The sequence below is a fragment of the Agrobacterium sp. RAC06 genome (assembly GCF_001713475.1).
In the GTDB taxonomy this organism is placed as follows: domain Bacteria; phylum Pseudomonadota; class Alphaproteobacteria; order Rhizobiales; family Rhizobiaceae; genus Allorhizobium.
Window position 1 is genome coordinate 292,790 of the sequence record NZ_CP016500.1, and the last position, 23,068, is coordinate 315,857.

The 23,068-nt window shown below is 58.0% G+C and carries 23 protein-coding genes and 1 pseudogene; 9 read left to right on the forward strand and 15 right to left on the reverse strand.

Features of this window, described 5'->3' with window-relative positions; translation table 11 throughout:
- Positions 1-6 precede the first annotated feature (6 nt).
- The 3 genes from BSY240_RS23385 to BSY240_RS24255 all read left to right on the forward strand — a co-directional run bounded on the left by BSY240_RS23385 (position 7) and on the right by BSY240_RS24255 (position 2,794).
- A complete protein-coding gene (locus BSY240_RS23385; protein WP_083229795.1) occupies positions 7-1,104 on the forward strand; it encodes a hypothetical protein in 1,098 nt (365 codons plus the stop codon).
- Positions 1,105-1,151: 47 nt separating this feature from the next.
- On the forward strand, positions 1,152-2,507 hold the full coding sequence (locus BSY240_RS23390) for an MmgE/PrpD family protein (RefSeq protein WP_069044326.1): 1,356 nt from the start codon (positions 1,152-1,154) through the stop codon (positions 2,505-2,507).
- A gap of 125 nt (positions 2,508-2,632) precedes the next feature.
- On the forward strand, positions 2,633-2,794 hold the full coding sequence (locus BSY240_RS24255; RefSeq protein ID WP_171901635.1) for a hypothetical protein: 162 nt from the start codon (positions 2,633-2,635) through the stop codon (positions 2,792-2,794).
- A gap of 45 nt (positions 2,795-2,839) precedes the next feature.
- On the opposite strand, the gene BSY240_RS23395 is transcribed toward BSY240_RS24255, so the two are convergent.
- A complete protein-coding gene (locus BSY240_RS23395) occupies positions 2,840-3,211 on the reverse strand; it encodes a transposase (protein WP_069044327.1) in 372 nt (123 codons plus the stop codon).
- Between the two features lie 75 nt (positions 3,212-3,286).
- Positions 3,287-3,560: pseudogene (locus BSY240_RS24460) on the reverse strand (transcriptional regulator).
- Between the two features lie 450 nt (positions 3,561-4,010).
- On the opposite strand from BSY240_RS24460, the gene BSY240_RS23405 reads away from it, so the two are divergent.
- Positions 4,011-4,220 (forward strand): hypothetical protein, encoded by a 210-nt coding sequence (locus tag BSY240_RS23405; protein ID WP_069044328.1) that lies wholly within the window; start codon positions 4,011-4,013, stop codon positions 4,218-4,220.
- A gap of 14 nt (positions 4,221-4,234) precedes the next feature.
- On the opposite strand, the gene BSY240_RS23410 is transcribed toward BSY240_RS23405, so the two are convergent.
- On the reverse strand, positions 4,235-5,683 hold the full coding sequence (locus tag BSY240_RS23410) for an amidohydrolase family protein (RefSeq protein WP_236759404.1): 1,449 nt from the start codon (positions 5,681-5,683) through the stop codon (positions 4,235-4,237).
- Positions 5,680-6,414, reverse strand: coding sequence for a winged helix-turn-helix transcriptional regulator (locus BSY240_RS23415; RefSeq protein WP_069044330.1), 735 nt, complete (start codon positions 6,412-6,414; stop codon positions 5,680-5,682). Before BSY240_RS23415 ends, BSY240_RS23410 begins: the two co-directional genes overlap by 4 nt.
- Positions 6,415-6,551: 137 nt before the next feature.
- Between BSY240_RS23415 and BSY240_RS23420 the strand changes: the two genes are divergently transcribed.
- Together BSY240_RS23420 and BSY240_RS23425 are read left to right on the forward strand one after the other, a co-directional pair.
- Complete coding sequence (locus tag BSY240_RS23420) at positions 6,552-7,499, forward strand: response regulator transcription factor (RefSeq protein WP_150127586.1); 948 nt, start codon at positions 6,552-6,554, stop codon at positions 7,497-7,499.
- 319 nt (positions 7,500-7,818) lie between these two features.
- A complete protein-coding gene (locus BSY240_RS23425; RefSeq protein ID WP_069044332.1) occupies positions 7,819-8,535 on the forward strand; it encodes an autoinducer binding domain-containing protein in 717 nt (238 codons plus the stop codon).
- 104 nt (positions 8,536-8,639) lie between these two features.
- Here the strand turns inward: BSY240_RS23425 and trbI are convergent, their stop codons facing one another.
- From trbI to BSY240_RS23480, 11 genes are read right to left on the reverse strand one after another with little or no spacing between them, the layout of a single operon-like run.
- On the reverse strand, positions 8,640-9,974 hold the full coding sequence (trbI, locus tag BSY240_RS23430; RefSeq protein ID WP_069044333.1) for an IncP-type conjugal transfer protein TrbI: 1,335 nt from the start codon (positions 9,972-9,974) through the stop codon (positions 8,640-8,642).
- The gene (locus tag BSY240_RS23435; protein WP_150127587.1) at positions 9,971-10,459 is read right to left on the reverse strand and encodes a hypothetical protein; all 489 of its coding nucleotides are present in this window, start codon (positions 10,457-10,459) and stop codon (positions 9,971-9,973) included. The genes trbI and BSY240_RS23435 overlap by 4 nt, the downstream gene beginning before the upstream one ends.
- A 49-nt stretch (positions 10,460-10,508) precedes the next feature.
- A complete protein-coding gene (gene trbG / locus BSY240_RS23440) occupies positions 10,509-11,345 on the reverse strand; it encodes a P-type conjugative transfer protein TrbG (protein WP_069044335.1) in 837 nt (278 codons plus the stop codon).
- Between the two features lie 46 nt (positions 11,346-11,391).
- Positions 11,392-12,057 (reverse strand): conjugal transfer protein TrbF, encoded by a 666-nt coding sequence (gene trbF, locus BSY240_RS23445; RefSeq protein WP_069044336.1) that lies wholly within the window; start codon positions 12,055-12,057, stop codon positions 11,392-11,394.
- Entirely contained in the window at positions 12,057-13,268 is a 1,212-nt protein-coding gene (gene trbL / locus BSY240_RS23450; RefSeq protein WP_442856024.1) for a P-type conjugative transfer protein TrbL, read from the reverse strand. Before trbL ends, trbF begins: the two co-directional genes overlap by 1 nt.
- Before the next feature lie 26 nt (positions 13,269-13,294).
- Entirely contained in the window at positions 13,295-14,113 is an 819-nt protein-coding gene (gene trbJ / locus BSY240_RS23455; RefSeq protein ID WP_069044337.1) for a P-type conjugative transfer protein TrbJ, read from the reverse strand.
- Positions 14,088-16,538: a TraG/VirB4 family ATPase gene (locus tag BSY240_RS23460; RefSeq protein ID WP_069044338.1), complete on the reverse strand. Its 2,451-nt coding sequence runs from the start codon at positions 16,536-16,538 to the stop codon at positions 14,088-14,090. Before BSY240_RS23460 ends, trbJ begins: the two co-directional genes overlap by 26 nt.
- A 14-nt stretch (positions 16,539-16,552) precedes the next feature.
- The gene (locus tag BSY240_RS23465; RefSeq protein ID WP_069044373.1) at positions 16,553-16,849 is read right to left on the reverse strand and encodes a conjugal transfer protein TrbD; all 297 of its coding nucleotides are present in this window, start codon (positions 16,847-16,849) and stop codon (positions 16,553-16,555) included.
- A complete protein-coding gene (locus BSY240_RS23470; protein WP_236759422.1) occupies positions 16,849-17,223 on the reverse strand; it encodes a TrbC/VirB2 family protein in 375 nt (124 codons plus the stop codon). Before BSY240_RS23470 ends, BSY240_RS23465 begins: the two co-directional genes overlap by 1 nt.
- 35 nt (positions 17,224-17,258) lie before the next feature.
- A complete protein-coding gene (gene trbB, locus BSY240_RS23475) occupies positions 17,259-18,194 on the reverse strand; it encodes a P-type conjugative transfer ATPase TrbB (protein ID WP_069044339.1) in 936 nt (311 codons plus the stop codon).
- Positions 18,191-19,063, reverse strand: a complete 873-nt coding sequence (locus tag BSY240_RS23480; protein WP_236759406.1) for an acyl-homoserine-lactone synthase — start codon at positions 19,061-19,063, stop codon at positions 18,191-18,193. The genes trbB and BSY240_RS23480 overlap by 4 nt, the downstream gene beginning before the upstream one ends.
- Before the next feature lie 211 nt (positions 19,064-19,274).
- Here BSY240_RS23480 and repA point away from each other — a divergent pair, with 211 nt between their 5' ends.
- The 3 genes from repA to repC all read left to right on the forward strand — a co-directional run bounded on the left by repA (position 19,275) and on the right by repC (position 22,893).
- Positions 19,275-20,462 (forward strand): plasmid partitioning protein RepA, encoded by a 1,188-nt coding sequence (gene repA, locus BSY240_RS23485; RefSeq protein ID WP_069044341.1) that lies wholly within the window; start codon positions 19,275-19,277, stop codon positions 20,460-20,462.
- 74 nt (positions 20,463-20,536) lie between these two features.
- Positions 20,537-21,514, forward strand: a complete 978-nt coding sequence (gene repB / locus BSY240_RS23490) for a plasmid partitioning protein RepB (RefSeq protein ID WP_069044342.1) — start codon at positions 20,537-20,539, stop codon at positions 21,512-21,514.
- Between the two features lie 164 nt (positions 21,515-21,678).
- Entirely contained in the window at positions 21,679-22,893 is a 1,215-nt protein-coding gene (repC, locus tag BSY240_RS23495) for a plasmid replication protein RepC (protein ID WP_069044343.1), read from the forward strand.
- The last annotated feature ends 175 nt before the right edge of the window (positions 22,894-23,068 follow it).

The following is a 23,068-nucleotide window of genomic DNA, read 5'->3' on the forward strand; positions in this document are numbered from 1 at the left end:
GGTCACATGGAAGGTAATCAGACCGATACAAAACTGGCTTCGGTGTTGCGGTTCACACCGCATCGGGCCGAGCCGATTGTGCTGGACGAAAAGGAGATCGCCGCCAGTGGCTCTGCGCTATCGGTGAGGGAAGTGCATGACGTGCTGGAGCAGGCCTGGCACGATATCCGCAACGGTCGGGCACTGGGGCATAAGTCCGTGCTGTCGCTTCCCGAGGAGGCGTTCTGGCGCGAGGCAGGTTATCAAAGCCGACCAAAAGAGTTTGCCGGTGAGAGGCTCGGCTGGAAGCTCTCCTGCCTCTATGGTGCAAATCCCGAATTTGCCGGGGTCAAGGTCATCGGTGCCAATGCCTTCAACCGGCATTTCGGCCTTCGACGCTCCAGATCGACCTATATTCTCATGGAGAAATTCTCCATGCAGCCGCTCGCAATCATCGATGCGACCGCGCTTTCGGCAGCACGTACCGGTGCTTATGCCGCTCAGGTGCTTCGTCTTTGTCCGATCGAAAAAGATCAGATTACGGTGTTTCTGTTCGGTGCGGGGCCAGTTGCAAAGGCAATCCTCGCTTCGCTGGCGGATTGCACAGCCCGTCAAATTGGCCGCGTCTATCTCAAGGCAAGGAGGCTTGAAAGCGCAAAGGCGCTGCAAGCCTCGCTCTCCATGACACTGCCCTTCGATGTCGTCGCTGTCGAAGACAACGGTTTTCTGGCGGAAGCTGATTTCGTCATCACAGCCACAAATTCCGACCGTCCGGTTTTCGGTGATCACGAGCTCAGGCACGACGCCTGTCTTCTGCATCTGGGGGGCGACGAAGTGCCAGCCGAGACCTTGCGCCGGATCCTTAGGCAGGGTCAGGTTGGCTGCGATGATCTGGCAACCGTCTCCAGGCGAAACTCGCAGAGCCTTGCCTTGCAGTTCTCAAGGGTGGGCGGCTCGCTTGAAGCACTCGGGCCCCATCTTGGCATTCTGGAGCTATCGAAGACCAAAGACTGGCGTGTTCAGCCAGGTGCGCCGCTCTCTGTCACCTGTGTCGGTCTGCCAGTGCTTGATCTCTATGTGGTGGCGGCACTCTTCCAAAAGTATCGGGCAAATCGCGAGATTTAAGAACTGGGTATTTGCGCATTCCGCGCTGACCTGAGAGGGAGGACGTCATGCCACCCATGACAGAACGCCTTGCACGACATGCGCTTCAAACCGATGTCGAGGCAGGCGGCCCCGAGCTGAAAGAGATTGCGCTTTGCTGCGTGCTTGATCTTCTGACGGCCGCAATTGCTGGAGCGGGGACCGCAGCACCGCATGCAGCACTCGGTATCACTGACATGCATGGCAAGGGAGATGCGCCTGTCTGGTTTGAGGATCGCCGATCCTCCCTGTCGCTTGCCTTGCTGCATAACGGTCTTTGCGCCTCCTGCCTCGACTTGGACGACGGCAATCGGGCAGCCCGCGGCCATCCCGGTGCCAGCGTCATTCCAACCGTGTTGACACTCGGTGCAAGTCTGCCAGAGGTCACGGGATCGGCGATCTTGTCGGCGATCATCGCCGGCTATGATGTCGGTGTCCGGATTGCGGCCTCGCAAAGGCTGGACGCCATTGCGACGCGTCAGACCGGGCGATGGGCGGCCTTTGCATCCTGTGCGGCTGCCGGGCGTCTTCTTGGTGTCTCGCAAAAGGTGCTGTCTGAGGGGCTCGCGATTGCCGGCGTTCTGGCACCGAACCAGCGGGCCAATGGCAGTTCCGGTTATTCCAGGGCGACCGGCAATCTGGTCAAGGAGGGGATTGCGTTCAGCGCAAGGACCGGGCTTGAGGCGCTTTTCCTGGCGCAGCGCGGCTTTACTGGTCCAATCGATCTCCTTGATCATGACGGGTTTTATGACCAAGTCCGCCTTACAGCTGAACTCGGTGATCGGTTCGAGATCCTTGACACCTATTTCAAGCCCTATGCCTGTTGTCGCTATATTCATCCAGCCCTTGATGCGCTGAGCCAACTGATGCACGGCCATGACTTGGTCGCCGATGACATCGCCCGGATTGACGTGCATACTTTCTCGCAGGCGCTGCGGCTGGCCAACAGTTGTGCCCCGCAAACACTTGTCGGTCTGCAATACAGCCTTCCTTTCTGCCTGGGGGTTCTGGCAATCGAAGGCGACGAGGCGCTCCTGCCCGTCTCGGAGAGGCTTCTTTTTCGCAAGGATCTTGTGCTTTTTGCAGAGAGGGTCACCCTTTCCGTCGACGAGGCGGCGGAGGCACGGTTCCCGCGCGAGACCTTGGCCAGACTTCAGCTCACCCTGAAATCAGGCAGGATTGTTTCCAGCGCATTGGTGACGCCTCGCGGCGATCCCAGCCAGCCCATGGAGCGCGCGGATCTGGCCTTGAAGCTCCAGCGTGTGATGAGCAATCGCGGCATCACAGATGTTTATGAGCATGTTGTTGGTGCAGTCGGCTGTCTTGGTGGGGGCGATCCGGGGCCCTTGCTAGGCGTGCTGGAAACAGGGTTCCAGCGGTCGTGACCAGGGCTTGGAGACGGAAACAACGAGATCCCGGATATGATTGTCAGCAAAGGCAGGTCGTCTTAATGTTGTAATCGCAGCATGCTCGACAATCGGTGCAAGCCGCTGTGCTTTTGAGGATGGACATGGCCGATCGTGCGCAAAAGACCGATGAGGAAAAAGGCGATGAGGTGCTTCGGCGCCTGCTCAAGACCCTGCCCGACCCGAAGCCCGGCAAACAGCCCGTGCCCGTGTCCGTGTCTGTGCCTCAAGGCTTGAGCGACGATGGTAAGATGCTCGAGAATTGAGCGCATATAACTTCGTCTTGACCGGGTACTCTCCAGGCGAGCGGACTATTTCAGGACATTGTCGATACGCTCTGTCATGTGGCAGGCGGATTTGTAGCTAACGTCAAGCATGCGGTGAAGCTGATTGGCATTCATGCGGTACCGGTAGGCGCCCATGAGATGGGCAGCGAGCACCCATTTGTGCAATGGGATGTTGGAACCTTCGAGCGCCGTACCGACGGTGACCGAAAAAGGCTTGCGGCATTCCTTGCACTTGTAGAGGCCGGGCCGGGTTGATTTGCCGGCAAACTTCATGATCCGGAACTTGTCGCCATTGCCGCAATGCGGACAGATCGGACCTTTTGGCCAACGGAGCTTTTCCAGGTGTTGGCGTGCCGTCTCGGGATCGTTGTAGAGATCAATCGTAAGGTCAAACATCCGTCTTGGTCCGGCCCTGGAGATTTAAGCGTCCTGGTCAGCAGGTGGCGCCAGAGTTTTCATAGCAGATTTTCGTCATCGACCGTCCCCAAAGGTCGGCAGGAAATCGAGATCATCGTCGCATATGGGCAGCGCGGCCGGGGCCGTCCTGAGATCGCCGACCTCAATGCCGACAGTGCGTGCGGCGATCAAAGACTTTGCCAAGCTGGCAGCTCGGCTTGCCGGGCACAAGCTCGACGATAAAACGCTCATCCGTACCAGGCCGTCTGGCCAGCTCAGCCTGTGTCCAGCCCAGGAACTTCCGCCTTTGCCTGATGGCAGCACCGAGATCGCCTGCGGATCTGAACATGGACCAGTTCCTGACTTGGCTGACCGTAGAGGGGGATTTGCTGAGAGACAATGCGATCCTTACCAATCGGGAAGCATTGACGCAAAAGAGCAAGGATCGACCCGGTCGGGAAGTTTTCGGCGGCCGCCGCTATCGAAGAAGGGGTCTCGATATCGGTTTCGCGCGTGTTTGTCCCGCTCGGTCTCATGGGCTTGATGGGTGAGGAACGTCTCGTCCCTGGGGCTTCCCCTGCCCTCTCCTCTCCTCTCGCCTGCCCTGGCACGTTCTCAACGAGTGATCGCCAGAGATGGCCTGACGTCACCCTGTGGCGAACCAACTCGCCCTTCTCGCCCGGCATCATGTGGCCTGCTGCCTGAGGTGTTTTGTCCCCGGATGACGAAACTTGGGGCCTCCCCCTTTATTGCAGGTGCGAAACCTGTATCTCCATAGAGCGATATTCCGGAGGTATTCATGGGGCCTGGTTTTATTCTGGTGATTGTGCAGATTCTTGCCGGCGGGACGGAGCTCGAGCATGTCTCGGCTTTCGAGAGCCGCAAGGAATGCGTGAGCGTTGGCGAGCAGTGGGTTGATGAGACGCTTTCTGACGCCCGGGGTGAAGCAACGAGTGCCGTCCTATCCGCCTGGTTCTATTGCCAGGAGGTCCGTGGTGCCAAGCGTTAGACGTCCTCAAGCGCTCAGCAGGTCATGCCTGACACGATCCGCCTCTTCGAGCTGTTTTTCCTCTGCAATCCATGGACAGCACTGGGAAATAGCATCCCGTCTGACACGACCAGCCGGCCGTCTTTGTAGACATGGCGGATCTTCGAGATGTTATGCGGCTCTGCGATGACGATATCTGCTTTTCTGCCAGCTTGGAGCAGTCCTCTGTCGGCGAACAGCTCGGGAAAGACATGCGCGACGTTGCCAGTTGCAAGTGCAACAGCACGTGGCAGGCTCCAACCGTTCTTTCGCGTTATCCGGTGAAGAGCAGATGCGATGCTATCCCAGTCGCCGCCGGCATAATCCGTGGACAGGGTATCGATGAGACCCGCATCGACAAGCGCATCGAGATTGTCCGGGTGGTTTCGAAACCTTGTTTCGATCATGTCGAGGGTCGAAACGTCAATTGTAACACCCAGCGCTTTGAGCGCGCGCGCATAAGCGCATGCCTCTTCAGGCCGGAATGACGGATGATTGGCATGGGCTGCCACCATTCTTGACCCCGGATACTGCTTGGCGAGCGCTATGAGCGTCGTGGCGGTTGGCAAGGCATGATGGAAAATGGCAGGTAGCTTCAGCCGCGCTGATGCCTCGGCAATTTCTTCAAGGCCAAGCCGCGCGCAATGAACGGGGGCAAGCACTTTTGTGCGCAGCAGTTCGGCAAGCGTGTGGGCGGTGAGATCGATCGCGTTCTCATCGAGCAGGTCCTGGAGTGCTGCCTCGCTGATCCTAATCTTTCCGTCGAGGTTTCGGCCGAGCACCGCTTCCTTCAGCTGGCGTGCCAGATGTGCTGAGATCCTGACACCTGTCTTTTCTTCGATGGCATCGGGGATAAACCGATAGTCCTGGGCACCGCCGCCGAGCGTCTGTCCCCCACCGGCTTCGCCAAGCACCCGGCACCCCCGTGAAACGAGATCTTCGAGCCTGGCTGATCGATGACGCGGTGTGAGCCCTTGGCCATCGATCTGGTCGGCTGCCGCAAGGCTATGCGGTGTATGGGCACTCGTCATGTGGATGTCGAGCGCATGGGGCTCGAGCGCTCCGTCTCGTTCTTCCGACAGGGCGAGCCCACAGACATTGATGAGTGATGTCGTTCCCGACAGCAGATGCCGATTCCGTTGATATCTGACGTCATCGAGTGAAAGCGGGGCAGAACCGCTCGGCATTGACGGGCCTGCGATCGTGGCATGGGCATGACCATTGATGAAGCCTGGCAGCATCAGATGCCCCTTGGTCGAAACGACGGTCTCGCTATCGCTCGCTTCGATCGGCCCCTCTGAGATTTCGATGATCACGCCGTCCTTTATGCGGATCGATGCTCTTTCAAGATGCGTCTTGCCATCGCCGGTAATCAGACTGCCGCCTGAAAGGACAAGGTGAGATCCGTGGTCGTTGCCTCTGCCTGCCATAGGGGGGCCTGTCATGGGGTGCTCCTCTCAAGGTCGAGATCTGTTCGATCAAGCGCATAGCCGTAGCCGCGCACGGTGCGGATGAGGTCCGGCCCACCATGGGCGTTCAGTCGACGTCTGAGATGGCCGATATGGATATTGACCGTACGGGCTTCGACAAAGACGCCACGCGGCCAGGCTCGAGCAATCAGGCGCTCGCGCGAAAACACCCGGCCGGGTTCACGCATGAGAGCTGACAGCAGTTCGAATTCAATGCCCGTTAGTCGGATTTCTCGGCGCCGCCGCCAGACTTTCCGAGCGGCGATGTCGAGCTCGATATCGGCAAAGAACAGGCGGTTGCGATCGTTGACGCGGATCTGCCCCGCAAGGCGCCGGATTGTCTCGATGAGACTGGCAGGATCGAGCGGGCGGGGAAAGCTGTGAACTTTACCCATGTTTTCGTACCCCAACGGGTCGTCCGCCCCGTCATGAGCGTCAAGAGCCAGAATGGTCAGGCTTTCCTCTGGCATGACATGTGAAAGCGCTCGAAGGAGCCATGGCGCTTCTGGAAGCTGGCAGTCGATCAGGGCTATCACCGGTTCCTGGCTGATGATCTGGTCAAAGCCTTCTTTGGCCGATGCGGCAAAGATCGCGGCGATGTCTTCGCATTCGAGACTATGTCTCAGAAAGAGCGAAAGCTCCGTTGCTGCCGTGCAGACAACAACCAGCGGTGCGCTGTCCTGCGCATCTGGATCCAGGTTTTGCATGAGCAGGCCTCGTACTTGGGTTCTTTGCCCGCATGACGAAGATGCCACGACCCGTGAGAAGGTTCAAACGGCAAGTGTCGGATCTAGATGAAGAATTGTTGCGGGGGCAAGGCGGGTCACTCTAGCAGATTTGTCACTTGGCAAGCCGGAAGGAATGGATGTCAATGGTAGACATGCCCGCTCCGGTTGAAGGCTCTCGCATCATCGGAAGGGCGCTGTTGGGTCTCGCGACGGTGGCGAGACAAACATGGAGTGCCAATCGCATGCCGATATCGCCATTCTCTTCATTCCCGGCACGGCCGGATCCGCGCCGTAAAGCAGAAGTCGTGTTCTTGAGCCTTCCTGATCGGGCCAGGGCGCGCATTCTGAAAGCCCTTCAGGCTGAGCACCAGATCCGCTCGGTCGAAACGATCGAGCAATTGCGTCAAACGCTTCTCATCAAGGGAGTTGATCTTCTCATTCTCGATCGCTCGGCCAAGCCCCAGGATGATGTCATCCAGCTGTGTCGAGACATCCGCCTGACCAGTTCGGTCGCCATTATCTTGATGGTCGGTTCAGACGACCCTGATCTTCGCATCGAAGCGCTCGAGGCGGGCGCAGACGATTGCTTCTCGCGAAAGCTCGGTTTGCGAGAGATCAAGGCACGCGTCGCCAGCCTCTTGCGGCGGGCAGCCTTTGGTGCAGCCGCGCTATCCATGGGCCGTGTGCTGTTCTTCGAGGGGTGGTCGATGGATCCCCACAAACGTGTTTTGACCGATCCCACCGGTCGTCTGGTCGATCTGACGGCAGCCGAGTTCGATCTGTTATGGGCCTTTTGCCGCAATAGCGGCAAGACCCTGTCACGCCAGACGCTCTTGAGTTTGACCAGGGTGGGCGCCGCGCGTCCCGTTGATCGCAGTATCGATGTCCATATCAACCGTCTTCGCAGCAAGATTGAAGCCGACCCGCACCGGCCAGTGTTCTTGCGGACAGTTCGACTTGGTGGATACATCTTTACGCCGGCCGTCGAGTTCGATCTCCTTCCCAAAGGCAATAGGGTCAAGAAGGAACAGGGGGCGACAGGGGTCGAATGCAATCAGAAATGACCGAATACCAGCATTGCTGACCAGGCGCTGGCTTTCACAGCGGGCTCAGACGATGGATCCGCAGGGGCTCTCAGCAGGCGGTATGCCCAATCGGGTAGCCTGTGAAAATTGTTAAATTTTGTTTCTTTTGTCTGTTAAAGTTGCGCGCAACAGATGTGCAGCTATAAATTGCCAGCATAACGATTTCACATGACACTTTTTTGGTACCAGCCGGCGTTGCCTTAAGGGCTGGCTCTTTCATGAGTTTCCATCGATGCGCGTGTAACCGGTCGCTTACGGTGGCCGGCCCTCGACCCTCATTGCCGAAAAGGATCTCTCTATGGGCAAGAAGCATCCATTTGACAGCCTCATCGAAGCCATCTCGACAGCGAGTGATCCCGATGCTTTGACAGCCGCCTTGTCAGAGTTCGGAGAAAGACACGGCTTTCCCTTCTTTGCTTATCTTCGGCTGGACGGCTCGCGTTGGCGAGCAGTTTCCAACTATCCCTCTGAATGGCAAGATCGCTATCATCGCAACAATTACGGCCGCATCGATCCCATCGTCCGTGCTGTCAAACGCGGTGTCCATCCCTTCTGCTGGTCACTCGACGATCCTGTCTTTGACACCGAACGGGCCGAGGTCGTCGCCTTTCGTGACGAAGCCATTGCCCATGGTATTAGGGCGGGATTTTCGATTCCAATCCGGGTCGGCTTCAGTCATCAGGCGGTTTTGACCTTTGCCTCATCCGACACGCATTGTTTGAACCTCGCCGCCATGCTCGACATTGTCGAGGCGGCGGCGGCCGCTGCAATGCTGCATGTTGCTTTCTCCCTTCCCCGCATGCGTTGGCATCAAGCTGCCCCCAGCGATCTCACCTCGTTCGAGAGGATGTGCCTGCGCTGGGTTGCGGAGGGAAAGACCATGCAGGACGTGGCCGATCTTCTCGACGCCAAGTATTCGACAGTGCGGATCTCGATCGACAAGGCACGGGACAAACTTGATGCCGTGACGATACAACATGCGACGGCTGTCGCTATACGCCTCTCCCTGATTTGAGCGCACTTGTCGCCTGGATGAAATTGAGAATTTTAGGGTAAAGCTGTCGTCTTATGCCCGTTGGTCAGATGAAACTGTGGGCTACTCCGAATGGCCAGAACCGATCATCCAAACACCAGGTCCTGATCAACCAAGATGTTGAAGCGGTAGCCCGGTCTGATCGTCAAGGTCGGCTGCGTGTCGAGTCCTTTTGAAACAGAGCCTTCGGCAAGCCGTCCGAAGGTTTCTGCAAAGCTGCGTCTGGCGGCGTCCGACGGGTCTGAGACCCCAAAGGCAGTTCGCGACTGCGGAAGAGAAAGGTCGATGCCGGTGCCAATCAGCGCCACCAGCGCTGCAGTCCCGAAGTTTCGCATGAAATGGCGGTTGACCTTGTCCTTGAAGCCCGCCTCCCCTGCTTGGTCAATGCCGGCCATTGCGCCAATTTCAAGACGCTTGCCGTCCGGCAGGACGATATCGGTCCAGACAACCAGCACCCGGGACTGACCGTAAGAGACCTTGGAATCATACTGGCCGACCAGTCGTGAGCCTTGCGGGATCAGGAGGTGTCGTCCCGTGGCGCTGTCATAGACGTTCTGGCTGACCTGGGCGAGAAGGCGACCGGGAAGATCAGCGTTGAGACCGGTCAACAGCAAAGCTGGAATGACGGAACCGCGCAACAATGTTCTAGAGCCCAAAGGCTCAAGGCGGCCCCCAGGGTTTCTCGCCGCTCTCGCTTTGTCGAGGAAGGCCTGCTTTTGACCCTGCCCGTTAGGATTGCCCAAGCCCTCCCCTGCCATATCGATGGTTTGGGCGGCCGCCATCAGCCGCTGTGTCAGGCGATCCTTCGAGCCAAGGTCATTCCTGACGGCTCCAGTCTCTTCCCCTTCAGGCAGTGGCGACAGTCTTTCGGCAAGCACGCTTGTATCGATCCTGAGCGGCGAGGCCCTGGCGCCCTCCGCCCTTTGCAGGCTTGCCATGACCTGGCGCTGGCGCTCGTTGAGGATCTGTTCCTGGTGTTCGCGCTCCAGTCGCTTGCGCCAGAGATCATCCTCGTTGAGCTCGAGAGGAGCTGGCAAGACCGCCTGGTCTCTTGCCGGTCTGGTTTGCGTCACAAGCCTGGGCGCCGGGATCACTTCGGGCACGTCCGCGATCCTTGAAGGAGGCTGGACTACGGGCGGTGGCGGATTTTCCCCGATGATCCCGTCGCCGATCCCCTGTTTCAACGTGTCGGCAAAGCTGGTCGCTGGCCGGCGATCCAACCCATCCTCTGACCCTTGTCCACTGCGCCACAAACCGCGTGAAGACAGCCCAAAGACGATTGTTGCGATCACGAGAATGGCGCCTGCCAGAACCAGGATGACCGGCAGACGGTTGAGCCGCTGCATCCTCTGCCCAACCCGATTGCCGGATCTGGCTGTCAAGACTTGAGGCGCACCGGAAAGCTGCAATGCTTCGCTCATGGACCGATCGCTCCGCCGACGGTTTCGAGGACCGGCGGTCCTGCAACATGAATAGTGCGCATTGCCGGGGCGCCACCGGCATCATCGGCGACATCGCCATTTTGGGCGCTAGCTGCTAGCTTTGTGCGATACACTTTCGACAGCCTGATGGCCGGCGTCGTCACCCGCAGAAGAAGATCCTCTCCCACCTCGAAAACTGTGAGCCTGAGGAGGATGTCTTTGCTTTCCGTGTCATCTGCTCCACCGACACGATAGCCCTTGGTTGATAGGGCTTGTCTGAGGGCAGCACGCATGACCGGCGGCATATCCTGATCGAAGACAAGCTTCGATGTTTTCGGGATGAGGCCTGCAAGATCCTCTGTGAGATCAGTTGCAATCGGCTGAGCGACGGCCGGGTTCTCAAGCGTCGACAATAGCGCGTTCTGGCCGGTGGACATCGGCTTGCCGCCTTGCAGCTGGCAGGAGGCGAGCGTCAAGCCGATCATGAACAGGCTCGGGACCAAATTTGGGATCAAGGCTTGGCTGTTTTTCATCTCAACGCCCCCGCTTGATGGTGATTTTCTTCTGTCGCCAACCCGTTCCTGACAGAAGCACGGCTGCATCCACCTGATGGTCGACGATCATCAGGTCCTTGTTGACCCGGTAGTTGACGATTTGCCGCGCCCCCTCCGACATGAGGAAGAGAACGGGCATCTCGCCATTGGCAATCCCGGCTGGAAACTGGATGTAGGTCTTTTGGCCATCAAAATAGACACGTTTGGGCCGCCACTTTGCCTGCCCCTCGATCCTGTAGGCAAAATCAAGCCGGCCGGGCGATGCTGCATGGCCCCTAGCCCCAAGCCTCGCATTGACGATCGCGATCTGGCTTGACGCCGTTTGGGGGTAGGAAAAGCCGATACGCGCCATATAGCGGCTCTCATGCGATCTCAGCCGGATGTGATAGGTGCGCATCGATGTCGTGACGATCATCGAGGTTGCCAGATTGGCCTCTGTCGGGCGCACGATCAGATGAATTGTCTGTTGCGCGCCCTCGCCGGAGCTTGCAGCCTCCACGCTCCAGCGCACGCTGTCGCCGACCAGAACGTCCTTAACGGTCTCCTGTGCTTGAAGCTCGATATCGCAGACCTGCAGTGGCGCACAGATGATCGAAGCCTGCCCGTCTGCGAAGACGAAGAGGACCTTGCCATCGCGGCCGTGTGTGACACCACCCCGCCCGCCTTGCCAGGCACTGGAATGGCTGAGCGCCTTGACTTCGGCAGGTGTCATTTCCTGTGACAGGGCCTGGCGGTGGCCGGCACCTGAAAAGGCCAATATGCTGATCAGAATGCCCGTTGCATGCTGTTGGAACCTGTATGTCACGACGATCTCCATTGCTCTCTGAAAAGCCGCCTGTCGGGTCGCTTGTCGGATCCCGTTGCTAGAGCTGTGCGGTCCAGTCGAAGTCGCGCACGTAAAGCCCGATCGGATTGAGCCGGATCACGGCCTCATCCTGGGGTTCGGTCAGCGTTACCGACGCAATGGCGCGAAATCGTCGGCTTGCTGTTTCCCGCCCTCTGCGGTCTCTTTCAAACTCGCTCCAATCGATCTGGTATGTTCGTTCCGACAAAGCGACGATGCTTGAGACTTCGACTGAAACCGTGACCCGTTTGGCGGCCTCAAAGGGCGAATTGCTCCGAAACCAGGCATTGATTTTCTCAGTCGACGGATCGGATGCCCTTAAAAGCGCGTAGGTGCGGTCGATATACTGCTTTTGAACCACTGCATCGGGGGTGACAGAGCGAAAGCTTGATATGAAATTGCCAAGGATTGCCCTCACGACCCGCTGGTCGGCATATTCGATCTGTTCGGGAACTCCTGCTGCAACCGGACTGCCCAAGCGGTCGATCTCGACGATGTAGGGAACGAGCCTTGTCGTCTGGCTGAGAAAGAGGGCATAGCCAAAGCCGGTGGTCGCCAGGCAAAGACTAAGCAGTGCGACAGCCCTCCACACCCTGGCCTCCCGCACGAAACTGCCATAGCGCTCATTCCATTCGAGCCGGGCCGACAGATAGGGGTTTTCCGGAAAGGAATTGCTCTTTGTCATCACCGCCTCTCCTCAGGTCTTGGCGTTTTGGGGGAGGATCCTGAAGCAGAGGATGTCTTGTTGATCCCTGCTGACGCAGCCGCTTCGAGTTTGGCGTTGGCAAGGCCAAGCAACGAAGCGTGCTGGGCACCGGGTGCTGCAATCATCTTGTCGCGAGCCGCAGCACCCAAAGCCCTTCCTGCCTGCCCGGCGCCGGCCGAAAGCCCGATCATGGCAGCCTCAATGCGAGAGGCGCCTCCAGCCCGTGCCGCATCGGCGGCACTAAATCCGGTGTTTGCAGCCGTCGCGGTCAGGAAGGCGCCGCCTGCAGCCATCGTGCCCGCCTGCGTGCCATGGCGGATCACTTCAAGGCCCTGGGTGACCGAAACACCCTGCACGACGCCCTGGACGATGGTCGGGACATAGAGCGAGATGAGGAACACCACCACGGACAGACCGGCCATCGAGAAGGTCGAGAGCAGTGGATCACTGTCATTGACGGGGGCGGCGGCAAGACCAAGCAGAACGTCAGATCCGATCCGGGCGATCATCACCAGTGCCATCAGCTTCATGCCGACCGAAAAGGCATAGACCAGATAGCGTAGCGAGAAATCCTTGGTGAAGGACGAGCCGCCAAGCCCCAGCATGATCATTCCGGCCAGAAGCCCGACATACATTTCCACCATGACGGCGACGAAGATGGCCGCCACGAGCGAAAAGCAGATGACCACGACACCCATGGCAATCACCGAGGCAATGGCCAGTGCATTGTCCTCGAAGACCCCGAAACGGGCCTGCTGCGAAAGACCGGAGGCCACCTTTATGCCCGCGTCGAAAATCTCGGCAGGCGAGGCGGAACCCTGCCCTGCCCCGATCGCAAACAGACTGTCGACCACAGACTTTGCAAAACCTGGTCCCTGTTCAAGAAGGAAGGCAAAAAAACCGATAAACAGGATCCGGCGCACCAATTCTGCAAACCAGCCGTCAAGTGACGCTGCAGACAAGGCCAGCCAGATTGCCGCAAGACCGATTTCGATCGCGGCCAGGATCCAGAACAGGGATCGTGCGGCTTCCATGATGGTGGACTGCCAGTCGTGAGTTGCTGCAACCACCTGGTTTTCCAGCTCGCTGAGCATGGCGCCTTGCTGTGCAAGCACTGGTGTCGACAGGCAAACCAGGCTGATGGCTGCAAGCCAGATGCGGGCAGACGCAGGCCAGGATAGGCAGCACAAAATGCAGTGTTGTCGTCTTGATCTTCTCACCAGCGTGGCTCCATTTTCTGACCTTCCGGGATCTCCTCAATCGCATTGCCAAAGAAGGCTTCCCGCCGGGCCTGGGCCAGATCTCTCAAGGACTGCTCGGATTGCAGCCATGCGGCAGACAGGGTCATCTGCTGGGCAAAAAGACCCCGCAGTTTCTGCAGCTGGGCGATCTGTTCGACGGCAATGTCATGGCCGACCTGCAGGGCCTTCATCTGCCCGTCGGATGTCTCGGACAGACGTTTGAGCGCCCGCGTGGTGTTGGCTTCGTTTTCAAATTGCTCGGTGGTCATGCCGGCGATGCGCAAGGTCGCTGCAATCGTCTCCTGATTGCTTTTCGACCAGGTCTGATAGGTCTCTGCGAAGGTTTCTCCGTCCGGACGCGCTTGCCGGAAGTCGGCATAGCCGCCAAATCGCTGCGCGAGGATCTCGTCGGCATTGCCCATCGTAAAGGCAATGCCCTCGCCTTGCGCTGCAATGTCTTTGAGCTTCAGGAGATCGGCTTCGACATCGCCCCAGACATGCGCGGGAAGGGTTGCCGTGTTCTGCAGCAGGGTGGAATAAATCTGCAGCTGGTTCTGGATCTGTTGGGCAAGCTGGCTGATCTGTGTCAGTTGATGACTGACTTGCGTGCCTGAGCTTTCCAAAAGCCCGACGAGTTCGGCATTGTTGGCGAGTTGCGTCCATTCGGTCGCCGCCCCGGTGACGGAGCCAGCAAGCGCACAGGAGAAATGGCCAAGAACCATGGCCGAGGACAAGAACGCCAGCCATGGCCGCTTCAGGTGGGTGCTGTTAACAATCAAGCAGCGACAACGCATCTGTCTCTCCTTTCAAGCTCAGCCAGTGCCTCGGCCAGTCCGAGCCATGGGCCTGAAAAAGTGTCTTGATCGTCCTGATCTGTTCAGCGTCCGACACGCCAGTGAAGGCGAGTGTCAAAGGACCAAGCGCCATCTCGAAAAGCCTGCGTCCTTTAGGCGTCACGCAGTAGTAGTCCCGCTTCGGGCGAGCCGTGGCGATGATCTCGATCTGCCGCTGGTTGAAACCGAGCCGCTCGTAAAAGGATGCCATTGACGTGGTCTGGGCTGCCGGATTGGCAAGGCAGATCTTGGTCGGGCAGCTTTCAATGAGAACATCGACGATCCCGGACCGTTCGGCATCGGAGATCGACTGGGTTGCAAGGATGACGGCGCAGTTTGCCTTGCGCAGCACCTTCAGCCATTCGCGGATCTTCTCACGGAAAACCTGGTGGCCCAGCATCAACCAGGCCTCATCGAGAATGATCAGGCTTGGTGCTCCGGTCAGCCGCTTTTCAATGCGCCGGAAGAGATGCACAAGAACCGGAACGAGATTGCGCTCACCCATCGACATCAAGGCTTCGAGCTCGATGCACTGGAAGGACTGGAAGGCGAGCGTATCCATCTCTGCATCCATGAGATGGCCCATCGGCCCATCGATGGTATAGTGCTTCAAGCCATCCTTGATGTCCCGCAATTGAACGCCGCTGACGAAGTCCGACAAGGACCGACCGGAGGATGCCGCCATCAGGGTAATCTGGTGGGCAATTGCGTTGCGGTGCAAAGGTGTCACCGTGACGCCCTGAAAGACCAGAAGCATCTCGATGAACTCCGCGGCAAAGGCCTGGTCGGCATCGCTTTCGAGGTCGGCAAGCGGGCAGAAAGACAGGCTTGCCCGTCCATGCTCTTCTCCACCGATCTCATGATGGTCACCACCGACTGCGCGTGTCAGCGGCATCAGCGACATGCCTTTGTCAAAGGCAAAGACCTGCGCATCTCGGTAGCGACGAAACTGTGCGGCAATCAGCGCAAGCAGGGTCGATTTTCCAGACCCGGTCGGACCGAAGATCAGCGTGTGGCCGACGTCTTCATGATGGAGATTGAAATGAAACGGCGTCGACCCTGATGCCACCTGGATCAAAGCTGGCGCATCGGACGGATAAAATGGGCATGGGGCAGTCGTTTCGCCGGTCCAGACCGAGTTGACCGGGAGAAGATCTGAGAGGTTGCTCGTGTTGATCAAAGGGTCGCGGACATTGGCGTACCAGTTTCCAGGCAAGCTGCCGAGATAGGCTTCCGTTGCGTTCAGTGTTTCGATCCGGGCGCCGAAGCCTTCTGCCTGGATCATGCGTCGGACCAGTTCGGCGTTTTCAAGCAATCGATCAGGGGCATCGTCAAAGAGGATGATCACTGAGGTGTAGTAGCCAAAGGCGACGAGGCCCGAATTGGCCTGGGCAATGGCGGTTTCTGTCTCGGCCACCATGGCCGCGGCATCCTGGTCGAGAGAGCGTCCCTGTGTCTGAAACAGCTGATCGAGAAACGGCCTCACCTTTTGCTGCCATCGCCGCCGTTTCTGTTCGAGCCTTCGTCTGGCATCGTGAGCGTCAAGGAAGATGAAGCGCGAAGACCAGCGATAGGATAAGGGCATCTGGTCGAGTGAATTCAGGATGCCCGGCCAGCTTTGTGACGGAAAGCCATCGATCGCAACCACGCCAATATGCCGGTCGTCGAGCTTCGGCGTCGTGCCATGCTCCATCTGGGCGGTTAAGATGCAATCGAGATACATGCCGACATCAGGAAGCCTAACCGGCATGTTTTCGCCGCTGATACAAAATCTGACGAACTGAAGCAGGCTGTCGAAGCGCGCCTCGCGAAGACCGAAGGCTTCATTCAGGCGATGAGCCTGCATCTTTTGCAGCGAAATCGTTGCCGACAGATATTGCTCGATTTCCCTGATCGCGTTGGAAAAGGCGGCGAGCGCTCTATCGGCCGGACCAGCCTTTGCAGCGCCATCACTCGAGAAGACAAACTGCGATAACCCCTCCCCCGCCTGATGACCGGGCTTGTAGGTCAGGACAAGGCTCTGCCGACTTTCGAAATGGCGATCCTGGACCGCAAAGTGACGTCGCCGCTCCTCATCGATCGCTCGAGATACGGTGTCTGGAAAATGCGAACGGTCACGGTCATGATATCCCGCGCTGGGGACCCGCAGACTGTCGACCTGCAACATCCAGCCCGAGCCAAGTTTTGATATTATGCTATTGATTTCATGTGATATTCTGTTTCTTTCATAGGCTGTCGCGCTCTCTGTGTCCGGCCCGAAGAAATACCAGCCGGCAAGCAGGCTGCCGTCCTTCAACAGCAGCGTTCCATCCTCGATCAGGGCGGCATAGGGCATGAGATCCGCAAAGGATGGGCCATGGTGTCGAAACCTTGAAAGGCCAACCATCTTTCTTCTCCTCTTCACCTGGCAAAGGGGGTGGATGTGGCGCGGTAGACGGGGCGGTAGCGGATATGGCGCAGATAGATGCGGCGCATCATCGGATCCTTGCGTGCCATGAGGCGAAGAACCGAAAGCACGATGACCCATGCCAGGGCGCCGAGAATGGCAGCGGTGATGGTAATCACCACAAACACCAGAATGACGCAGACTAGCCCGGTCAACAGGACGAGTTCGCGATCAGCGCCCATCAGAAGATTGGGGCGCGACAAGGCGCGATGGATAGGATGAGTGATGAGAGCATTCTCAGACACGGGCATCATACCAAGCGCCCTCTTTCCTGTTCGAGGATGCGACTGGAGAGGTCGGGGCTCTGAACGGCAGGTCTCGTGTTTGTTGCAAGTGTGGCGCCCGTGGCACCAAACAGGCCGACGATCTGGCTTGCCCCGAGCAGAATGCCGGCTACGAGCACGACATACATCAGCCTTCGGGCAAAATCGTTCAACTCGCCGCCGAAGATCAGCATGCCGCCGGCGACAGCGACGGCTGCAAGGGCGATGAAGCCTGCGACAGGCCCCGTGATCGATTGCTGGATCTGTTCCAGCGGCGCTTCCCAGGGAAGTCCACCGCCAGAGCTTGCATGCGCGGCACCTGTCTCAATCAAGGTCGCTACCGCGGTCGATGCCACGATCATCGTTTGAACAGCTTTCATCTTCAGCTCCTTTTTGATCAAACAAGCAGGTATCGTCCCGCGTCGAAGCCCTCGACGCTGACGACTTCGTCGATCCGGCGCTTTCCGTCTGAGCGCTTGATCGACACGATGAGATCGATCGCGTCTGCGATGACATGCTGCATCGGCATGTGGCTCACTTCGCAGACCAGTTGCTCTAGCCGCCGCAACGCGCCTGGGGCATCATTTGCGTGCAATGTCGTGAAGCCGCCGGGATGGCCGGTATTCCAGGCCTTCAGAAGTGTGAGGGCCGCCCCGTCCCTCACCTCCCCGACCATGATGCGGTCCGGGCGCAGGCGAAGCGTGCTTTTCAACAGCCTGTCGATGGCAAGGCTGTCACTGCTTCTGAGCGTGACTGCGTTCTTGGCTGGGCAATCGATCTCGAGCGTGTCTTCGATGAGGACGATGCGATCGTCCGGGAAGCACTTGTGGATCTCCTGCAGCACGGCATTGGCAAGTGTCGTCTTCCCGGACCCTGTGCCACCACAGACGAGGATGTTGTGCCGCGCCTCGATCGCCCGCAGCAGACGATCATATTGCGTGGCGCTCATCGTCTCCTGTCTGACATAGTCCTCAAGGGCGATGCGGTTGACGGCACGTCGCCTGATCGAAAAGGTCGGAGCACTAACGGCCGGCGGCAGCAAACCTTCGAAACGATGTCGGCCAAGCGGGATTTCGCCAGAGACGATCGGCATTTTGTCGTTGACCTCTTGGTCAAGCGCATGGGCGACGAGTCCAATCAGAATTTCCGCCTGTTCAGGCTCAAGTGAGCCGGTACACTCCATTCCGCCGCGCAGTCTCTCGATAAACAGTTTGCCGTCGGGATTGAGCATGATCTCGATGACCTCGGGGTCTGCCAGGCTGAGGCAAAGATCAGTGCCGAGCGCCTGCTCCAGTTTGCGGTTCAGGCGGGCGCGGCTTTCAATCCTGTTCATGATGAAGCCCTTTGCTGTGTGGTCAGCGCGAGGAACGGCCGATAGCCCTCAGGCCGCAGCCTCTCGAACACCGCCTTCGAGATCTCAAGCGAACCGGCAACACTTTCCGTCTCGTTGATGACAGTGACGGGTCCGAGCCGCTTCATGGGCCAGCCGGCCATACGCAGGATACGCTCGAACCGGACATCTGTGGCCGTCACCAGTTCCAGGTACTCGTTCGACAGGCACCAATCGATGATGCCGGCCAGAAGCATTCTCGTTCTCAAACTGGAAAACGAAGGCTTGGCGATTGCGGCGGGCTTCAGACGCTTGTAGCCCGGTGACGGCGAAGGCTGATGCTTGTCGATGCAAAAGCGCGAGCTCTCGATCATTCTCGGATGCACACGAAGCTTTCCGCCCTCAAGCAGCATGGGAAAGACTTGCCTGAGCATGCTGAAGCGCGCTGCAGGGTGCAGCCTGACGCTGCCGACGACCTGATGGCTCCCTTCCACAAGCAGGATGTAGACCGGCGCTTGATCGTCAAATTGATCGCGCTCTTGGCCGTCCACGTTTTCGACATCCCAGTGGAGACGGTCGGCAAACACCTTCGACCTCAACTGCAGCATGGCTTGCATGAGTGATGCGGACTGGGGCTGCCGGGCATCTTCGATAACGACCAATTGCATGACGGTTTCCTCGTTGGTCCTCTCATGAGAGTGAAACGAGGCGAGGCGGTCCAGATACAAATCTGTTGAACGGCTGAGCTTCTGCCGCATGGGACGTGAGTCGGGACTTGTGCCGCTGAGAGAATCGGTTTTGCTCGACATCACCGGTGCAATCCGCCCCGGCAATGGGCCGTTCTGCTCGGCTTTCCACGACAAATCTGTCATGGGCTCCTTTGGACTTGCCACCTGTAGATGTGCCCAAGCCTCTGGTTTTAAAGGATCATTCAATCAAGGGGGAATTTTTAAGCGCGGCAGCAATGTCCAAACTGGCGCCGCAGCTGGGGGCTTCTTGCTTGCCAAGTGGGGGGAATCGGATAATAGTCCCGATAATTTCCGGATTTACACGAAAATATCGTGACTAGAGGCTTCCTGGCAAATGAATGTGAGACGGGCAATGCAGGATACGGTGACGAGCTTTGCCGATATCATCCTCGAGCAGGGCGGAGAGATCTCGGCCAAGCTTGACATGCTGCGTATGGAGAAGTTTCCGCCCAATGCGCAAAAGACCCTTCGGTTGTTTCCATTGGCAGAAGTTGCGCAGTTCGTTGGTGTATCAGCAAGCTATTTGAAGAAGCTCCATTTGCAGGGCAAGGGCGTCGAGCCGTCGGTAACCTCGACAGGACGGCGATATTACACGGCGTCGCAGATGGATGAACTGCGCGCCCTTCTCGACCGTGTCCCGCACCGGCGCAATGGTGAAAAGCTCCAGGTCCTTGCCGTTGTCAACTTCAAGGGCGGCTCCGGCAAGACCACGACGTCTGCCCATCTTGCCCAGTTCCTGGCTCTGAGCGGCTACCGCGTCCTTGCCGTCGATCTCGATCCGCAGGCTTCGTTGACGGCACTTTATGGCATCCAGCCCGAACTGGACGAGAAACCGTCCTTCTACGAAGCCATCCGGTATGATGACACGCGTCGCTCGATTACGGAGATCATTCAACCGACGAATTTCCCAAACCTGCACATCGTTCCGGCGAATCTCGAACTGCAGGAATATGAATACGAGACCCCGCTTGCGATGCAGCGGAAGGACTCGATGGAAGGCAAGCTGTTTTATACGCGGATCGGCAAGGCGCTTGCCGAGGTCGATGATCAGTATGATGTGGTCGTCATCGACTGCCCGCCACAGCTCGGCTATCTGACGCTGACTGCACTCACGGCTGCGACCTCCGTGTTGATCACGGTCCATCCTCAGATGCTCGACATCATGTCGATGTCGCAGTTCCTGCTGATGCTCGGCGATATCTTGAAAAGTGTCGAAGGAGCCGGCGTCAACGTCAGCCTCGACTGGTTTCGTTATCTGATCACGCGTTTCGAGCCCATGGATGTGCCGCAGCAGCAGATGGTGGGCTTCATGCAGTCGATGTTTGCTCAGCAGATGATGAAGAACCACATGGTCAAGACCACAGCTGTTTCCGATGCGGGCCTGACCAAGCAGACACTCTACGAGGTCGAGCGTTCGCAGTTTACATCAGCGACATATGACCGTGCGCGCGAAGCCATGGATCTGGTCAATGGCGAAGTGGTCGACCTTCTGGAGCTTTCCTGGGGGCGCCGTCGTGGGTGAGCCGTTGTCAGCCGTACAGATTGATGTTTTGTCCAAGTTTTTCAGGATCTTGGGGCGCAAAAAGGACGAGTATCATGGCGCGTAAGGACATCTTTGCCAATATCACCTCGACGGAAGGGCCGCGACTGGAGCGTCGGGCAACGCCGGGCTACGCCAACAAGGGCGCCTCGCGGTCAATGATCAGCTCGCTCAGCGAGTTGGCAGAAAAGGCCGCGATGGCCGATCAGACACTGTCTGGTGAAGCTGTTCTCGAACTGGACCCTGTGCTGATTGATGATTCCTTCGTCTCGGATCGCATGGGAGAGGACGAAGAAGCATTTCAGGAGTTGGTTGAAGCCATCCGGGAGCGCGGTCAAGATACGCCGGTTCTGGTTCGCCCTCACCCGGATGCGAAGGATCGATATCAAATCGTCTTCGGTCACCGGCGTGTGCGCGCTGCACGGCTCCTGAAGCGTCCGGTCAAGGCCGTGGTCAAGACGGTGTCAGACACCGATCATGTGATTGCCCAGGGACAGGAAAACTCTGCACGAGAGAACCTGTCCTTTATCGAGCGGGCAAGTTTTGCCCACCACCTGCAAGAGATCGGTCATGATCGACGCGTAATCCAACTTGCTCTGTCGGTTGATGGTGCGCTGCTGACCCGCATGTTGTCCGTCACAAGCAGGGTGCCCGCCAAAGTGATCAAGGCGATCGGTTCGGCCAAGAGCATCGGTCGCGATCGTTGGCTCGATCTTGCCCAGACTGTTGAACATCCGGATCTTCGCCTTGTGGCGGAGGCCTCGATTGCCAGGGATGATTTTGCAGATCTGCCATCTGAAGCGCGATTCGAGCGTCTTGTTCAGGATTTGCGAAATGCACGCAAGCCAGCCAAGAAAACGCGCCCTGCAGGCAACTGGCAGTCGGGAGATGCCGCAGTCAGCGCCGAGTTCAAAGGTGCTGGCAAAAGCTACTCGATTTCCCTGAAGTCCCGGGAAGCCGTGAGTTTTGGTCGCTTTATTACCGAAAACCTGGAACGGCTCCATGCCGAATTCAGAGCCCAGTCAAAGTCGTAAGGAGACGAAACGCAAAAGAAAAAGGCCCCCCAAGCGTCGCCGCCCTGGAAGCCTTCCTCATATCCTAGCAGAATGAGAATCGCATCTCCGGGGATTTCAGTCAAGAGTCTTTGGCACCGTTTTTGGTGAGCAGTTTTCCTTTGCCTTCAAGAAGGTGAAGAAAAATGCAGAGGCATTCCATAACCACGCCCTTTGGGCGGGGATCGATTAAACTCGCCCATGTCAGTCGTCAATTCGAGGCGGCTCGGACCAAAGAGGGCAGGACCGCCGACAAGTGGAAGGTGTTTCGTGATGTTTGCGAGGCACGCCTTTTGATTGGGATTCCGGATCGGGCCTTGACGGTTCTCGACGCTCTTTTGAGCTTTTATCCGCAAAGCGATTTGTCGGAAGAAGCTGGTCTGATCGTCTTCCCGTCCAATGCGCAACTTTGCCTTCGCGCGCATGGTATGGCTGATGCCACGCTCAGGCGTCACCTGGCACTCCTTATCGATGCGGGGCTGATTTCTCGCAAGGACAGCCCGAATGGCAAACGTTACGCCCACAAGGCACGTGATGGGCGGGTCGAAGATGCGTTTGGCTTTTCGTTGGCGCCGCTTCTTGCTCGCAGAGACGAGCTTGCGCAACTGGCCCAACAAGTGGTGGAGGATCGCCGGCGTTTGCAGCTGGCGAAAGAGGCACTCACGATATCAAGACGTGATCTGCGTAAGCTGATCACCGCTGCGATCGAAGAAGGTGCTGCTGGCGATTGGCATGCGCTTGAAGAGGCATATATCGACATTGTGTCCCGACTGCCACGAAGCCTGACGATCCAGCTTGCCGAGGATTGCCTGCAGGAGCTCACCGCTTTGCACCTGGAGGTCTCTAGCCTCTTGGAAAAGCAGCTTATTTTTCAGAATATGAGCGGCAATGGCGCTGAAAATGAGCGTCATATACAGAATTCAAATACCGAATCCTTCAATGAACTTGAACCTAGCTCTGGAAAAGAGCAGGGCGAAAGCCCGAGCCTGGAGCTGAAAGCGAAGCGGGAGCCGATAAAGGCATTTCCTCTTGCTATGGTGTTGAAGGCCTGCCCACAGATTATCGACTATGGTCCGGGGGGCGCGATTGGGACCTGGCGCGAGCTGATGCAGGCTGCGGTCGTCGTTCGGTCGATGTTGGGGATCAGTCCGTCAGCCTATCAGGACGCCTGCGAAACCATGGGGCCGGAAAATGCGGCAGCGGCGGTTGCGGCCATCCTCGAACGGGCAGGGCATATCAATTCGGCTGGTGGCTATCTGAGGGATCTGACGCGGCGGGCGGAGCGTGGCGAGTTTTCGCTCGGTCCGATGCTGATGGCCTTGATGCGCGCCAATCTGGAAGAAAAGAAGCGCTCGGCTTGACCAGAGCGCAGGGAGGGGATCCACTTGATATCAGTCTTCCAGAATCCTGTTCCTTTGAACAGACGGGAGACATGCTCAACCAATGTACGGCACAGCTGAAGCAGTTAGCGAAGTTGAGATTGGCCGGGTGCAGTTCTGAAAGAGGTGGCGCCTTTAGAGCGGCACTTGCCTCGCC

Bases quoted from the DNA above. Each gene is read 5' to 3' on its own strand.
- BSY240_RS23405 (WP_069044328.1), top strand. From the start codon at position 4,011: ATGGGGCCTGGTTTTATTCTGGTGATTGTGCAGATTCTTGCCGGCGGG.
- trbF (WP_069044336.1), bottom strand. From the start codon at position 12,057: ATGACAAAGAGCAATTCCTTTCCGGAAAACCCCTATCTGTCGGCCCGG.
- repA (WP_069044341.1), top strand. From the start codon at position 19,275: ATGAATGTGAGACGGGCAATGCAGGATACGGTGACGAGCTTTGCCGAT.
- BSY240_RS23425 (WP_069044332.1), top strand. From the start codon at position 7,819: ATGGGCAAGAAGCATCCATTTGACAGCCTCATCGAAGCCATCTCGACA.
- trbG (WP_069044335.1), bottom strand. From the start codon at position 11,345: ATGGAGATCGTCGTGACATACAGGTTCCAACAGCATGCAACGGGCATT.
- repC (WP_069044343.1), top strand. From the start codon at position 21,679: ATGCAGAGGCATTCCATAACCACGCCCTTTGGGCGGGGATCGATTAAA.
- BSY240_RS23410 (WP_236759404.1), bottom strand. From the start codon at position 5,683: ATGACAGGCCCCCCTATGGCAGGCAGAGGCAACGACCACGGATCTCAC.
- trbI (WP_069044333.1), bottom strand. From the start codon at position 9,974: ATGAGCGAAGCATTGCAGCTTTCCGGTGCGCCTCAAGTCTTGACAGCC.
- BSY240_RS23415 (WP_069044330.1), bottom strand. From the start codon at position 6,414: ATGCAAAACCTGGATCCAGATGCGCAGGACAGCGCACCGCTGGTTGTT.
- BSY240_RS23480 (WP_236759406.1), bottom strand. From the start codon at position 19,063: ATGACAGATTTGTCGTGGAAAGCCGAGCAGAACGGCCCATTGCCGGGG.
- BSY240_RS23435 (WP_150127587.1), bottom strand. From the start codon at position 10,459: ATGATCGGCTTGACGCTCGCCTCCTGCCAGCTGCAAGGCGGCAAGCCG.
- BSY240_RS23460 (WP_069044338.1), bottom strand. From the start codon at position 16,538: ATGGTTGGCCTTTCAAGGTTTCGACACCATGGCCCATCCTTTGCGGAT.
- BSY240_RS23465 (WP_069044373.1), bottom strand. From the start codon at position 16,849: ATGCCCGTGTCTGAGAATGCTCTCATCACTCATCCTATCCATCGCGCC.
- BSY240_RS24255 (WP_171901635.1), top strand. From the start codon at position 2,633: ATGGCCGATCGTGCGCAAAAGACCGATGAGGAAAAAGGCGATGAGGTG.
- BSY240_RS23395 (WP_069044327.1), bottom strand. From the start codon at position 3,211: ATGTTTGACCTTACGATTGATCTCTACAACGATCCCGAGACGGCACGC.
- repB (WP_069044342.1), top strand. From the start codon at position 20,537: ATGGCGCGTAAGGACATCTTTGCCAATATCACCTCGACGGAAGGGCCG.
- BSY240_RS23385 (WP_083229795.1), top strand. From the start codon at position 7: ATGGAAGGTAATCAGACCGATACAAAACTGGCTTCGGTGTTGCGGTTC.
- BSY240_RS23470 (WP_236759422.1), bottom strand. From the start codon at position 17,223: ATGATCGTGGCATCGACCGCGGTAGCGACCTTGATTGAGACAGGTGCC.
- trbJ (WP_069044337.1), bottom strand. From the start codon at position 14,113: ATGCGTTGTCGCTGCTTGATTGTTAACAGCACCCACCTGAAGCGGCCA.
- trbB (WP_069044339.1), bottom strand. From the start codon at position 18,194: ATGAACAGGATTGAAAGCCGCGCCCGCCTGAACCGCAAACTGGAGCAG.
- BSY240_RS23390 (WP_069044326.1), top strand. From the start codon at position 1,152: ATGCCACCCATGACAGAACGCCTTGCACGACATGCGCTTCAAACCGAT.